Origin of the sequence: Roseibium sp., assembly GCF_048261595.1 — a bacterium.
Lineage (GTDB): Bacteria > Pseudomonadota > Alphaproteobacteria > Rhizobiales > Stappiaceae > Roseibium.
The window spans coordinates 813263-827433 of record NZ_JBLXFW010000001.1 but is presented as its reverse complement, the minus strand read 5'-3'; the positions used below and the strand labels follow the sequence as shown (position 1 = coordinate 827433).

Below are 14171 nucleotides of genomic sequence, written 5' to 3'. Positions count from 1 at the left end.
GTCAACAGGTGTTCTGCGCCTTTGTCGCGTGTTCCACGTTTCAGCGGCAATCATCCCCGCCGGAACGGGCCGAAATGCCGCCGCTGGGCCTGCCTCCTGCCATGCCCGCCGATGAACGGCAGGGGGAAGAGCCGCTGGCGCCGGATCCTCTTGGAGCCGGTTGAGGACGATAGTTGGCGCCCGAGCTTTCATTCTGGCAGATCTGCAGGGCCATGTCGTAGAGGCCCTGCCAGCCTCCAGGGTAGGAGGCGAGATTGTCCATGACGGCGAGGGCTCCACCGACGCGTGCGCCTCGCCGGGCGCCACCGGGACCTTGCCAGGCACCGCCCGCGACAGCGCCGCGCATTGCCCCGTCGACGATGTCGCCCGTCGGGTCGCCGCTGCCCAGATAGCTGTCGGCATAGGCGCGGGCGTAGGCGTCACAATCAACCGTCTGTGGAATGGATGGCAGGGGAATGGGCAGGTTGTCCGGTTCCGGCAGGCTGTCGGCTACAGCCGCGCCGAACGATCCGGTCAGGGCAAGGAGCGCCGAGGCGACGATCAAGGTCTTTCCAGATTGACTGTCCATTGCCATGCCTTTCGTTCCACCAGGCGTCGGCGACCCGGCTCTGCACCCCCGTAAAAGCTGCCCTCGTGTATTTTGCGGGGCTTGCAGTGCAGTTTCTTGATCAAGAATGGGCCTCAAGGGCTTAACATCCGGATAGTTTTACCTTTTAAATGCAGGCAACGGGCATCCGGTGAGGGAATGGAGCGCGAAAGACTCCTCCAACTTGCCGGATAGCCAAGAAGAGTATTCGAGGGGAATGAGGAATGAAACGCATTTTGTCCGCATTGACGGTCGGGGCAGCGGTCCTGTCCGGAACGATGGCACCGGCTGCTGCCGATGGCCTGAAGATCGGTTTTCTGGCAACGCTGTCCGGACCGCCTGCGGTTCTGGGGCAGCATATGCGCGACGGCTTCCTGCTGGCGGTCAAACAGGGTGGCGGCAAGCTCGGCGGCCTCGAAACGGAAGTCATCGTCGTTGATGACGAGCTGAAGCCGGACGCGGCGATCACCAAGGTTCAGGGGCTGCTTGAGCGTGACAAGGTCGACATGATGGCCGGCGTGGTCTTCTCCAACGTCATGATGGCGGTCTACAAGCCGATCATCCAGTCAGAGACGATCTTCATTGGTGCCAATGCCGGTCCGTCTCCGATTGCCGGCAAGGGCTGCAGCCCGTACTTCTTCTCCACGTCGTACCAGAACGACCAGAACCATGAAGTCATGGGCCGTTATGCCTCGCAGCAGGGCTACGGCAAGGTCGTTGTGATGGCGCCGAACTATCAGGCAGGCAAGGACGCCATTGCCGGCTTCAAGCGGCACTACACCGGCACCATCGTGGAAGAGATCTACACCAAGCTCGGTCAGCTCGATTTTTCGGCCGAGCTTGCCCGCATTGCCGACGAACGTCCGGACGCCCTCTTCACGTTCATGCCGGGCGGCATGGGCGTCAACCTGGTCAAGCAGTATTCCCAGGCCGGCCTGAAGGATCTCGTCCCGTTCCTGTCCACCTTCACGGTTGACGAGACGACCCTGCCGGCAACCAAGGACATGGCGGTCGGCCTTTATTCCGGCGCCGAATGGGCGTCGAACATCGACAACGAAGCCAACAATCGCTTCGTTCGCGCCTTCGAGGCCGAATACGGTTATGCTCCGTCGCTCTATGCGGCTCAGGGGTATGACGCGGCTCGTCTGATCGACGGTGCTGTTTCCATGACCGGCGGTTCCAAGGACAAGAAATCGCTCCTGTCCGCGCTGGCTGCCGCTCCCTTCGAAAGTGTACGTGGCGATTTCCGCTTCAACACCAACCAGTTCCCGATCCAGGACTTCTACCTGGTCAAGGCTGTGAAGGGCGAAGGCGGGAAGTACGTCACTGAAACTGTTCAGAAGGTCTTTGACGACGTTGGCGACGCCTACGCCGGCTCCTGCCGTCTGAAGTAATACGGCTTGTCCGTTTCCCCGGGGTTCGGGCGGCATGTCCGGACCCCGTTTGCATTCTCGAGGCGTTCTCGCCATCCGGACACCAGACCGTGAGCATTACCCTTCTTGCCGTCCAGACCCTCAACGGGCTCCAGCTCGGCATTCTCCTGTTCCTGATCGCCGCCGGCCTGACACTCGTCTTCGGGGTTATGGACTTCATCAATCTGGCGCATGGTGTCCAGTACATGCTCGGCGCCTATCTGGCTGTCGCGGCCTATCAGCTGACCGGTTCCTTCTGGCTGTCCGTGCTAATGGCGCTGATCGCAGCGCTGATCTGCGGGCTGGTTCTGGAGTTCCTCGTCTTCCGGCATCTCTACGACCGCGATCACCTCGACCAGGTTCTGGCCACCTTCGGCGTCATTCTGTTTCTGAATGAGGCGGTGAAGGTCATCTGGGGTGCCGCGCCGCTGTCGTTGCCGGTTCCGGAGTTGCTGGATGGCTCTATCCAGCTGATGGAGAACTTTGCCTATCCGGTGTTCCGCATCGCGCTCATCGGATCGGGGCTGGCGGTCGCGGTCCTGCTCTATGTTTTGGTAACGCGCACCCGCGCCGGCATGCTCGTGCGGGCAGGGGCCTCCAACCCGGAAATGGTTGCAGCGCTGGGCGTCAATATCCGCCGCCTGTTCATGCTGGTCTTCGGCTTTGGTGCCATGCTCGCCGGCTTTGCCGGCATCATGGCCGCCCCGATCCTGTCCGTTGAGCCGGGCATGGGTGACAATCTGCTGATCCTCGCCTTCGTCGTCATCGTCATAGGTGGTATCGGCTCGATCCGCGGTGCCTTCCTGGCCGCACTGATCATCGGGCTTGTCGACACGCTCGGCCGGTCCTTCGCCACCGACATCGCCCGGCTGATCCTGCCGCCGGATGCCGCCAATGACGTCGGTCCCGCTATCGCTTCCATGCTGATCTATATTCTGATGGCCGGTGTGCTGTTCTTCCGCCCCAGCGGCCTTTTCCCGGTGCGCACGGCATGAGCGCAAGCGTTTTCAAATCCCGGCTATTGCCGCTCGTTCTGTTCGTGGCGCTAGCTCTTGTGCCGCTCTACGCGAGCATCTTCGACGATCGCTTCGTGATGCTCTTCGCCACGCGCATCCTGATCTTCGCCATTGTCGCTGTCAGTCTCGATTTCATCCTTGGGCTCGGCGCCATGGTCAGCTTCGGCCATGCCGCCTATATCGGCCTCGGCGCCTATGCGGTCGGCATTCTCGCCGAGCACGATATCTGGGATGCCTGGGTCTCTTTCCCCGTTGCCTTGCTGGTCGGCGGCGTCTTCGCGCTTGTCACCGGGGCGATCAGCCTCAAGACCCGCGGCGTCTATTTCATCATGATCACCCTGGCCTTTGGGCAGATGGCCTATTACACGGCCACCTCGCTTTCTGCCTACGGCGGCGACGACGGCCTGACCATGTGGGGACGGTCCGAGTTCTTCGGCACGGAGCTCTTTGCGGGCGACGAAAGCTTTTATTATCTTGTCTTCGCCTGCCTTGCCGGGACCTACCTCCTGTTGCGCATGGTCTCGGCCTCCCGCTTTGGGCGGGTTCTCAAGGGCGCGAAGCAGAGCGAGCCACGGCTTGAGGCCATGGGCGTCGACCCCTATCGCTACCGCCTGGTCGCCTTCGTGATTGCCGGGATGATCGCAAGCCTTGCGGGGGCACTGATGGCCAATCAGGCCGAATTCGTTTCGCCCGCCTATATGTCCTGGCACCGGTCCGGCGAACTGATCGTCATGGTCATCCTCGGCGGTCTCGGCTCGCTGCATGGCGCGATCATCGGCTCCATAGTCTACATGGTCCTCGAAGAGGTCCTTAGCGGCTACACCGAGCACTGGCGATTGATCTTCGGCCCGCTGCTGATCCTCGTCGTTCTCTATGCCCGCGGCGGACTTCTGGGCATGATCAAGGGGAGGGCGAGCGAATGACCGCCCCGATCCTTGAGCTCAAAAACCTCAACAAGGCCTATGGCGCCCTCGTGGTCACCACGGACGTGTCGCTTGATGTCCACCCCGGTGAGATCCATGCGGTCATCGGTCCGAACGGCGCCGGCAAGACGACACTGATCGGACAGATTTCCGGGGCGACCGCATCCGACAGCGGTTCTGTGCTCTTCGGCGGAACCGACGTGACCCATTGGCCGGTTGCCGCCCGTGCCCGTGCCGGACTTGGGCGAACCTTCCAGATCACGGCGATACTGCCGGATTTTTCCGTACTGGAGAATGTTGCGCTCGGCGTTCAGGCCCATGAGGGGCATTCCTTCCGCTTCTTTGGAAACGCTGCCCGCGACCGGGCTCTCAATGAAAAGGCCACGGCGATCCTCACCGATGTAGGTCTCGATGGGCGGGCCGATCTGAGAGCCGGAAGCCTTTCCCACGGCGAGAAACGCATGCTGGAGCTGGCGCTGGCCTTGGCGGTCGAACCGAAACTGCTCTTGCTCGACGAGCCCATGGCAGGCACAGGGCCGGAGGAAACCGCGCAACTGGTCGAGATCCTCAAAGGTCTGAAGAGCCGCTGCCCGATGCTCTTGGTGGAGCACGACATGGATGCCGTCTTTCAGCTCGCCGACCGGATTTCCGTTCTGGTTTATGGCGAGATCGTCGCCAGCGGCACGCCGGACGAGATCCGCGGCGACCCGAAGGTGCGCGAGGCCTATCTCGGCGAGGAGGAAAACGCATGAGCGCGCCGCTCCTCAGGATCGAGAACCTCGAAGCTGCCTATGGCGAAGCGCAGGTGCTTTTCGACGTGTCTTTGACCATCGAGGCCGGTGAAGTGGTCACCCTCATGGGCCGGAACGGCATGGGCAAGACCACCACGATCCGCAATCTCATGGGAATGATGCGTCCAAGGGGCGGCAGCATCCGTTTCGAGGGGCAAGAGGTGGTAGGCGCGCCCTCTTATCGGATCGCGAAAGCTGGTCTTGGCCTCGTGCCCGAGGGGCGTCAGGTGTTTCCGACCTTAAGTGTCGAGGAAAACCTCGTTGCCACCTCGGTCAAGGCGAAGAACGGCTGGGATCTTGCCAGCATCTACCAATTGTTCCCCCGCTTGCGGGAACGGCGCGGCAATCTGGGCAGCCAGCTATCAGGCGGCGAACAGCAGATGCTGGCGATTGGCCGGGCGCTGATGACCAACCCGAAGCTCTTGATCCTCGATGAGGCGACCGAGGGGTTAGCCCCGCTGATCCGCGCGGAAATCTGGTCCTGCCTTGAAACACTGAAGTCCCGCGGCCAGTCTATCCTTGTCGTCGACAAGAACGTCTCGGCCCTGGAAAGGCTCGCCGAGCGTCACGTGATCCTGGAAAAGGGCCGCACGGTCTGGACCGGAACGACCGAGGAGCTCAAGGCCGACCCGACCTTGAAGGAGCGCTATCTGGGGGCGTAAGCGTCATTCCGCCGCCTCCCGTTCGCCGTTGATCTCCCCCATCACGCTTGCCGCGATCTCGAAGGAGCGTTTGCGGGAGGTGTGGTCATGGATCTGGCCGGTGAAGATCAGTTCGTCCGGCTGGTAGGTGGCGATCAGCTCTTTAAGTTTCGCCTTGACGGTCTCGGGCGCGCCGACGGCAGAAATCCGCAAGGCATCTTCCACCATCTCGATGGCGACAGGCCCGACAAGGGCTTCCAGATCAGCGACCGGCGCGGGCAGGGGGCCGGGCTTGCCTGTGCGCAGGTTGATGAAGGCCTGCTGCATGGAAGTGCGCAGGTACGCGCCTTCCTCGTCCGTATTGGCGGCAAAGACATTCGCTGCCATCATGAAGTGCGGCTTGTCGAGATATTTCGATGGCTGGAAGGAGCGGCGATAGATCGCCGCCGCGTTGGATAGTTCCGCAGGGGCAAAGTGCGAGGCAAAGGCGTAAGGCAGACCATAATAGGCGGCCATCTGCGCTCCATAGGTGCTGGAGCCGAGGATCCAGACAGGAACCTTCGTGCCGGTTCCCGGAACAGCGAGGATCCTTGTTCCCTCAGCCGGATCGTCCAGATAGGCCATCAGCTCCAGAACGTCTTCGGGGAAATTGTCCGCATTGTCCGTGGAACGCCGGAGCGCCCGGGCCGTTGCCATATCGGTACCCGGCGCGCGGCCGAGACCGAGATCGATGCGGTCCGGATAGAGTTCTGCCAGTGTGCCGAACTGCTCGGCGATCACCAGCGGCGCATGGTTCGGCAGCATGATGCCGCCCGAGCCGACCCGGATCGTCGATGTCGCGCCTGCCACGTGTCCGATCAAGACGGCGGTCGCCGCAGAGGCAATGCCGCGCATGTTGTGATGCTCGGCCAGCCAGTAGCGGCGGTAGCCGAGCTGCTCGGCATGTTGGGCAAGATCCCTGGTGTTGGCCAGCGCATCGCGCACGCTTTTGCCTGCGGGAACGGGAGAAAGGTCGAGAAGGGAGAAAGGAATCATGAAGGGATTTCTTGGCTTTCAGCGGTGATCGCGAGGATGTGATCGATAAATAGGAACGTCCGGTCCAAAATAATAGTCCTTCGCCTATTGATTTTTGAACCGGCTAGTCCGATATCCGCTTCATGAGCAATCAGGCGAAATCCTCCGGAGCCTCTGGCAAGGTGACAAGGTCTGGCGCAAAGCCCCAGTGCGGGCCCGGCCGGCCGCGTGCCTTCGATGAAGCTGAAGTGCTGGACGCAGCGCTTCAGACCTTCTGGCGTCAGGGCTATGAGGCGACGTCCCTTGATGATCTGACCGCTGCCATGGGCTTGTCCCGGTCCAGCTTCTATTCGGCGTTCGGATCGAAGCAGGGTGTCTTCATCGCTGCACTGAAGAGTTACTCAGAGGCGGCGCTGGAGGCCCTGGAAGAGCTGTCCAGAGAAGCTGGGGATGATGCGGTTGGCACCATGGTGTCTGCACTGGCCGATCCTAACGGTGGTCCGCGCGGCTGCATGCTGGTCAATTGCATCACCGAGCTTGCGCCGCACCAGGAAGAGGTGGCCGCGATCGGCCGCCACCATCTTGAGCGGATCGAGGAACTGTTTGCTCAAGCGATTTCTCCGGATGATCCGGCGAAAGGGCGCGACAAGGCAAGGGCGCTTTCAGCTCTCGCCATAGGGACGCTCACATTGCGAAAATCTGGTCTTCCTCCCGACCAGATCTCCAAAGCCCTGGAAGCGGCAAGAGGGCTTGTCGCCTCCTGAGGCTCCCGAAAGAGCCGGAATTGGAAGTACCTGTAGGATCCCATGGTGCGGCCAATTCTGGACTATTCGTTCCAAAAATGTCTCAACCTCCCAAGGAGACGACTATGAGTGACGCAAAACTGTTCACACCTCTCAAGGTGGGCGCGATCGAACTGAAGAACCGCGTCGTAATGGCCCCACTGACCCGCAACAGGGCACGCGCCGAAGATGATGCGCCACACGAGCTCCAGGCCGAATATTATGGTCAGCGGGCATCCGCCGGCCTTTTGATTACCGAAGCCTCCCAGATCTCGCCGCAGGGCAAGGGTTATGCCTGGACCCCCGGCATTCATTCCGACGCCCAGATCGAAGGCTGGAAGAAGGTGACGGACGCTGTTCATGCGAAGGGTGGCAAGATCGTTATCCAGCTCTGGCACGTCGGCCGTATCTCCCATCCGGTTCTCCAGCCGAATGGCGTCGATCCGGTCGCCCCGTCGGCAATTGCGGCTGCGTCCAAGACCTTCGACGGCACGGCATTTGTCGATACTCCGACGCCGCGGGCGCTCGATGTGGCTGAAATTCCGGGCATCGTCGAGGACTACCGCAAGGCGGCAGCCAATGCGATCAAAGCCGGTTTCGACGGTGTCGAGGTACATGCCGCCAATGGCTACCTGATCGACCAGTTCCTGCGCGACGGCTCCAACAAGCGCGAGGATGCCTACGGCGGGTCGATTGAAAACCGTACCCGCTTCCTGAAGGAAGTTCTGGATGCAGTGACAAGCGAAATCGGTGCGGACCATGTCGGCATTCGCCTCAGCCCGTTCTCCAATGCCAACGACATTGGCGACAGCGACCCTGTCGCTCTCTTCAGCCATGTCGTTGACGTGATCAACGGCTATGGCCTTGCCTATCTGCACCTGGTCGAGGGCCAGACCGGCGGCCCGCGCGACATCCCGGACGGAGCAAGCCTGAAAGCCCTCTATGACCGCTTCGACGGCGTGACCATGGGCAACAACGGCTATGACCGCGAACTTGCGGTGAAGGCAGTTGATGAGGGCGAGGTCGATCTGGTGGCCTTTGGCCGTCCGTTCATTTCCAACCCGGACCTTGTCGAGCGTCTGAAGGCCGATGCGCCGCTGAATGAATGGGACCAGTCCACGTTCTATGGCGGCGGAGCGGAGGGCTATACCGACTATCCGACGCTGAAAGACAGCAAGGCTGCCTGACGGCGGAGTCTCAAACCGGCTGCGCCGCCTCCATCATTGCCCCTGATGGACGTCCACAAGGCGGCGCGGCCCTGCCAGCGGCCGGCGTGGTCCTCCTCTCCCACGCCGGCCGTTCGCATTCGTTCGATTGGAAATTGCTTCAGGCTGCAGTGCGCTGATGGGTCGAGAAGGGGGCTTCGACGGTGACCGATTTCAAGGGCATCGACATCTCGTCTTCGTTGACCACCACGCGGTTGCGCCCCTGCTGTTTGGCGCGAATGAGGCATCTGTCAGCGATCTCAAGAGCGCGGGAGCCGTCGGTCTTGCCTTCCCCGGAAAAGACGCCGGTCGACAGCGTTACCATGATACGGCCTCCCGATGCCTGCCGGCTGGCAGTCGTAAAGGTGCGCGCGATGCCACGCGCCAGGGCACAGGCAAATGTATCATTGCGCTCGGGCAGGAACAGACCGAACTGACGCTCGCCAATGCGAGCGATGACGCCCTTCGCCGGCAGGCTGTCGCGGCAGATTCGGCTGAAGAGCTTCAGGAGGGCATCGCCCATCGATTCCCCATAGGTTTCCCGAAAATGGTCGAGCTGGTCGATTTCGATCACCGCGAGAGAATAGAGCCGCGGGCTACTTCCGGACTTGCGCAGCACTCGCCGCATTTCCTCGTCCAGTTCGCGCCTGTTGGCAAGGCCTGTGACCGGGTCACGCCGGGCATCCTGATGAAAGATCTTTTGAACGCTCTCGATCGCCATTGCTGCAACGGCCATCGGCACCAGCGCGGTGGTGCCGAGTATGGCGACAAGGTAGATCGACATTGCCGTGGTCTGGAACGCACCGAGGAAACTGGTGTGCAAACCGGTCAACTGGCTGTAGCTGAACATCAGGAAGGCCGTTGCTTCAACCACCATGATGCCGGCCAGAACGCCTGCGCTCACGAGACGTTTCTGGTTCAGCCTGATGACTGCCCAGGCGCTGAAGACCGTTGAGGCAAGAAGGAAACCCTGGGCGTAGGCCACGCGCGCGGCGTAGCTCTCCCGGAAGGGCGGGAAAAGGCATAAGGCCAGCCACCCTCCGACCGAGAGTGCCGGGAGCCAGAGATGTCGCAGGCGCTGTCCGTGGAACTGTGCGATTGCGCTGGGTCTAAGCCCCTGACCCAGCAAGAGCAGCGCATTTGCCACCACGACGCTGAACATGTCCGATACGGCGCCGCGCAGACCGACCAGAATGCATCCGATTCCGACCATCAGCATTGCAGAGGACCAGAGAATGCAGCTGTGACGGCTTTCCCAGGGCTGGTTTCGCATTGCGAGCACGAGCAGGCACAGGACGATCGACCCGGCGATATTTGCCACGGTAACGCAGGTGAACAATGTGAAGGTGTCGAGTGTCATCAATACGACTGCAGGAAGAAAATGTCCGGATAGTGATAAGGATCACCTTGTAAAAACTTCGTTATGGAATCCGTAAAATTGACAATAACGTCTACCCATTATTGCAAAGTTGAACTCGGAGCGGTCTCATTGCCTTTGGTTCCGTCATGTCTGTGGCCCCAAAAAATCGTACCGCAGCGTACGGTTTTGGTCGAAAGCGGTCTTTTCACCGGATCAAAAACCTGACAGAACCATGGTCGAACGCCAGAGGCTGTAAGGGACCATCGTCCCCGGGAGAGCAGCCGGAACGAAAAGAAAATTTCAAGGACGACGCCAATGCCACCGTATCGCTCAAGAACGTCCACTCATGGCCGCAACATGGCCGGTGCACGCAGCCTGTGGCGCGCAACCGGCATGAAGGACGATGACTTCGGCAAGCCGATCATCGCGATTGCCAACTCCTTCACCCAGTTCGTCCCCGGTCACGTGCACCTGAAGGACCTTGGGCAGCTGGTCGCTCGGGAAGTCGAGAAAGCCGGTGGTATCGCGAAGGAATTCAACACCATTGCGGTGGATGACGGCATCGCCATGGGCCATGACGGCATGCTCTATTCGCTGCCCTCGCGTGAAGTCATTGCCGACGCGGTCGAATACATGGTCAACGGCCATTGCGCCGATGCGCTGGTGTGCATTTCCAATTGCGACAAGATCACGCCGGGCATGTTGAATGCAGCCATGAGGCTCAACATTCCGGTCGTCTTCGTTTCCGGCGGCCCGATGGAAGCCGGCAAGGTGATCCTTGAGAACGGCGTGGCAAAGGCTGTCGATCTGGTCGACGCCATGGTCATGGCCGCTGACGACCGCGTCTCTGACGCCGACGTCATGGAGATGGAACAGAACGCCTGCCCGACCTGCGGCTCCTGTTCGGGCATGTTCACGGCCAACTCCATGAACTGCCTCACCGAAGCACTCGGCCTGGCATTGCCCGGCAACGGCTCGACGCTGGCGACCCATGCCGACCGTGAGCGGCTATTCGTCGAGGCTGGTCACCTGATCGTCGATCTGGCCAAGCGCTACTATGAGCAGGATGATGAGAGCGTTCTGCCGCGCTCAATCGCCAACTTCCAGGCGTTTGAAAATGCCATGAGCCTGGATATCTCCATGGGCGGTTCGACCAACACGATCCTGCATCTTCTGGCAGCGTCCCATGAGGGCGAAATCGGCTTCACCATGGATGACATCGATCGTCTTTCCCGGAAAGTTCCGGTGCTCTGCAAGGTCGCGCCTGCGATCGAGAACATCCACATGGAAGACGTTCACCGCGCCGGCGGTATCATGGCCATCCTCGGGGAACTGGACCGGGCAGGACACCTGCACTCGGAGAACCCGACGGTGCACTCCGCAACCATGAAGGAAGCGCTTGCGCGCTGGGATATTCGTCAGACCAATTCCGAAAGCGTGCACAAGTTCTACAAGGCTGCTCCGGGCGGTGTTCCGACGCAGGTGGCCTTCTCTCAGGAGCGCCGCTGGGACGAGCTCGATCTCGACCGCAAAACCGGTGTCATCCGCGACGGGGATCATGCCTATTCGAAGGACGGCGGTCTTGCGGTCCTGTATGGCAACATCGCCCTCGACGGCTGCGTCGTGAAGACCGCGGGTGTCGACGACAGCATCCTGAAGTTCAACGGTCCGGCACGCATCTTCGAGAGCCAGGACAGCGCGGTTTCCGCGATCCTCACCGGCAAGGTCAAGGAAGGCGATGTCGTCCTCATCCGCTACGAGGGACCGCGAGGCGGCCCTGGCATGCAGGAAATGCTGTACCCGACGTCCTATCTGAAGTCCAAGGGTCTCGGAAAGGCCTGTGCGCTGATCACCGATGGCCGCTTCTCCGGCGGTTCTTCGGGTCTTTCCATCGGCCACATTTCTCCGGAAGCCGCTGAAGGCGGTGCGATCGGCCTGGTTGAAGAAGGCGACCTGATCGTCATCGACATTCCGAACCGCATCATGAAGGTGGATCTGTCCGACGAGGTTCTGGCTGAGCGTCGCAAGGCAATGGAAGCCAAGGGTGACGCCGCCTGGAAGCCTGTCGAGAAGCGCAAGCGCAAGATCACGACAGCCCTTCGCGCCTATGCGGCTCTGACCACCTCCGCCTCCATGGGTGCGGTTCGCAAGGTGGACTGAGGCTTCCTGAGCGTCAACGCAAAAAGGCCGGACAATTCGTCCGGCCTTTTTTCTTTGGTCGTATCGGCCCTATTTGACCGGAGTCTTGACCGTGGTGACGGTGTGGGTCGCTGCGCCGCCGATCTTGGTGCAGTCTTCTGCCGACTGAGCAAGAACGGTCACGTCCTTCACCTGACACAGAACCCCGGCTGGAACATCTTCGGTGCCGAATGGGGGCAGGGTGAATGGGCCGGCGAGTGCTGCGCCCGCGATTGCGATAAAGGCGCCTGAGAGCAGAATTGTCTTCATGGTGATGCTCCTATTCAAGAAAGTACGAACGGTGATTGTGCTGCATTCCGGTCGGGCCCTTAGGGGGCCTTCAGCTGCAGTCTTGACAGGATCCCGTCGGGATCGTGTTGGGTTGGCTGCTGATTGCAGGCATCGGGTTTCAAGCCGAACTTCTTCAAGTCGCCTGCAAGTTTTTCACAAATCGGGATGGCTGACGCTTCAACCCTGCTGGCCGCAACCGAGAGGGTCCTGCTAAAGGGGCCAGTCTCCGACAACAGAGTATTGCCGAGGATCTGCGAATAGAGCGCGGAAGTTCCGTCTGCGGAAACATTTGCGAGTTGGTCAGCCTTGGCGGAGGTAACCACTGCTTCAGGACGGGCCTTATCGTCATCCGAATGCGCATTCAGAAACAGGGGGGAAACCGCGCCGGATTCGCATGCGTCCAGAATGAGGACGACCTCACCTGCGGGGATTTTGTGGACACGGCCGGCGAATTCACTGGCCTGTATCCAGAGACCCTGTGCTACCGCGAAGGCCATAACGGCTGGCTTCTCCACACTCCACAACACGAAGACATCATTGCCCGGCCCGGCGGGCTTGGATGGGTCGAGAGAACCGGCGTGGAGGTTCGCGTGGACGATTAGGCGATCTGTGGGGCCAAGCTCGCGGCTGAGCGTATCAAGGGTCTCAAAAAGACCTGCGGTGGTGGCGTCCGCATTCAGGAGCTTGTGCCAGTTCTCCGGGCGGATGCCGATGCGCTTGATCAGCCCTTCGCCAACAGAATTGATGCTGTTGGTGCAGGTCGATGACGGGTGCGGTTTCCACGGCGGGCAGATCCCGATCGAGAGCAGATGGGTTTCAGTGATTTCAGTCGCCGTGCTGTTCTGCACGCTGGCCAGCAGCATGCAGATCAGAACCAACGACGCGAGCAACGTTTCCCTGACAGAATTCAATGTGAGCTCTCGCATTGGTTGCGTGATTGGAGAAGCTCAAGCAAGCTATGTGGTGTGTCTGAAGAAAAAGTGTATTCGTCCGGCCTTTTTTCTTTGGGCGGTTCGATTGGTGTTTCAGCGTGCATATGAGCGGGCCAGTGTTACACAGGCGACGACGGCCAACGTCGTGGCAGCCATCATCGGGCTGACGCTCTCATCCAGAAGCGCTGCAGCCAGCAGCAGTCCGAAGAATGGCTGGAGCAACTGCAACTGGCCGACGGTCGCGATGCCGCCGACGGCGAGGCCGCGATACCAGAAGACGAAGCCGATCATCATGCTGAACAGCGACACATAGGCCAGACCTGCCCAAGCAGGAGCGCTGACGCCCGCCAGTGAACTCGGAAGGGTGAGAAACGCGACCGGTGCCATGACCGGCACGGAGATCACCAGCGCCCAGGAAATGACCTGCCAGCCGCCGAGCGTACGGGCCAGCACTGCACCTTCCGCGTACCCCCATCCGCAAACGATTACGGCAGCGATCATAAGACTGTCGCCGTACAGCGTCCCGGCGCCGCCAAGCGAAATCGCGAAACCTGCGACGGCAGCACTGCCGAGAAGCGCGAAGACCCAGAACAGGGGCTTCGGTCGTTCGCCCGCGCGCATGACGCCGAAGAACGCCGTCGCTAGCGGCAAAAGCCCGATAAAGACGATTGATCGCGAAGCGGAAATGCTTTCAAGAGCAAAGGCCGTCAGAAGCGGAAAGCCGATCACGACTCCAAGCGCGACAAAGACCAGGGACATCAGGTCATGCTTCTCGGGTCTTTTCTGCCGCAGGAGAAGCAAAAGGCCGGCACCGAGTAGAGTGGCGATCACCGCTCGCACGGAGGTCAGAAAAAGGGGCGGTAAGTCGGCGACTGCAACACGGGTCGCCGGGAGCGAGCCGCTGAAGATGAGTACACCGACAAGGCCGTTGCCCCATCCGGAAAAATTGGCGTTCATGAAACCTCGCTTTCCCGGTCTTGCTACGGAAAAGGACGTTGCCATGCCAGATACAGATCAATACAGTTTTGATGAACTGTACT

14 protein-coding genes are annotated in these 14171 nt (G+C 60.7%); 8 read left to right on the top strand and 6 right to left on the bottom strand.

The window, feature by feature from the left end:
- Window positions 1-40: 40 nt before the first annotated feature.
- Window positions 41-574, bottom strand: coding sequence for a hypothetical protein (locus ACN0SY_RS03655; protein ID WP_417684542.1), 534 nt, complete (start codon window positions 572-574; stop codon window positions 41-43).
- Window positions 575-810: 236 nt separating this feature from the next.
- Between ACN0SY_RS03655 and ACN0SY_RS03650 the strand changes: the two genes are divergently transcribed.
- The 5 genes from ACN0SY_RS03650 (at window position 811) to ACN0SY_RS03630 (ending at window position 5390) form a co-directional block, all read left to right on the top strand.
- On the top strand, window positions 811-1980 hold the full coding sequence (locus tag ACN0SY_RS03650; RefSeq protein WP_417684540.1) for an ABC transporter substrate-binding protein: 1170 nt from the start codon (window positions 811-813) through the stop codon (window positions 1978-1980).
- A 95-nt stretch (window positions 1981-2075) separates the two neighbouring features.
- A complete protein-coding gene (locus ACN0SY_RS03645; RefSeq protein ID WP_417685867.1) occupies window positions 2076-2993 on the top strand; it encodes a branched-chain amino acid ABC transporter permease in 918 nt (305 codons plus the stop codon).
- Window positions 2990-3937: a branched-chain amino acid ABC transporter permease gene (locus ACN0SY_RS03640; RefSeq protein WP_417684539.1), complete on the top strand. Its 948-nt coding sequence runs from the start codon at window positions 2990-2992 to the stop codon at window positions 3935-3937. The genes ACN0SY_RS03645 and ACN0SY_RS03640 overlap by 4 nt, the downstream gene beginning before the upstream one ends.
- Window positions 3934-4689, top strand: a complete 756-nt coding sequence (locus ACN0SY_RS03635) for an ABC transporter ATP-binding protein (RefSeq protein WP_417684538.1) — start codon at window positions 3934-3936, stop codon at window positions 4687-4689. Before ACN0SY_RS03640 ends, ACN0SY_RS03635 begins: the two co-directional genes overlap by 4 nt.
- Window positions 4686-5390, top strand: a complete 705-nt coding sequence (locus tag ACN0SY_RS03630) for an ABC transporter ATP-binding protein (protein ID WP_417684536.1) — start codon at window positions 4686-4688, stop codon at window positions 5388-5390. The genes ACN0SY_RS03635 and ACN0SY_RS03630 overlap by 4 nt, the downstream gene beginning before the upstream one ends.
- 3 nt (window positions 5391-5393) lie before the next feature.
- On the opposite strand, the gene ACN0SY_RS03625 is transcribed toward ACN0SY_RS03630, so the two are convergent.
- A complete protein-coding gene (locus ACN0SY_RS03625; protein WP_417684535.1) occupies window positions 5394-6404 on the bottom strand; it encodes an LLM class flavin-dependent oxidoreductase in 1011 nt (336 codons plus the stop codon).
- A gap of 122 nt (window positions 6405-6526) precedes the next feature.
- Between ACN0SY_RS03625 and ACN0SY_RS03620 the strand changes: the two genes are divergently transcribed.
- Complete coding sequence (locus ACN0SY_RS03620) at window positions 6527-7147, top strand: TetR/AcrR family transcriptional regulator (RefSeq protein WP_417684533.1); 621 nt, start codon at window positions 6527-6529, stop codon at window positions 7145-7147.
- 104 nt (window positions 7148-7251) lie between these two features.
- On the top strand, window positions 7252-8352 hold the full coding sequence (locus tag ACN0SY_RS03615; RefSeq protein WP_417684531.1) for an alkene reductase: 1101 nt from the start codon (window positions 7252-7254) through the stop codon (window positions 8350-8352).
- A 139-nt stretch (window positions 8353-8491) separates the two neighbouring features.
- Here the strand turns inward: ACN0SY_RS03615 and ACN0SY_RS03610 are convergent, their stop codons facing one another.
- Window positions 8492-9730: a GGDEF domain-containing protein gene (locus tag ACN0SY_RS03610; RefSeq protein ID WP_417684529.1), complete on the bottom strand. Its 1239-nt coding sequence runs from the start codon at window positions 9728-9730 to the stop codon at window positions 8492-8494.
- Between the two features lie 315 nt (window positions 9731-10045).
- Here ACN0SY_RS03610 and ilvD point away from each other — a divergent pair, with 315 nt between their 5' ends.
- A complete protein-coding gene (gene ilvD / locus ACN0SY_RS03605) occupies window positions 10046-11890 on the top strand; it encodes a dihydroxy-acid dehydratase (protein ID WP_417684527.1) in 1845 nt (614 codons plus the stop codon).
- 69 nt (window positions 11891-11959) lie between these two features.
- Here ilvD and ACN0SY_RS03600 read toward each other — a convergent pair whose 3' ends face one another.
- From ACN0SY_RS03600 to ACN0SY_RS03590, 3 genes are all read right to left on the bottom strand, one after another.
- Entirely contained in the window at window positions 11960-12178 is a 219-nt protein-coding gene (locus ACN0SY_RS03600; protein WP_417684525.1) for a hypothetical protein, read from the bottom strand.
- Between the two features lie 59 nt (window positions 12179-12237).
- A complete protein-coding gene (locus ACN0SY_RS03595) occupies window positions 12238-13062 on the bottom strand; it encodes a hypothetical protein (RefSeq protein WP_417684523.1) in 825 nt (274 codons plus the stop codon).
- A 162-nt stretch (window positions 13063-13224) separates the two neighbouring features.
- Complete coding sequence (locus tag ACN0SY_RS03590) at window positions 13225-14088, bottom strand: DMT family transporter (RefSeq protein WP_417684522.1); 864 nt, start codon at window positions 14086-14088, stop codon at window positions 13225-13227.
- Window positions 14089-14171 lie beyond the last annotated feature (83 nt).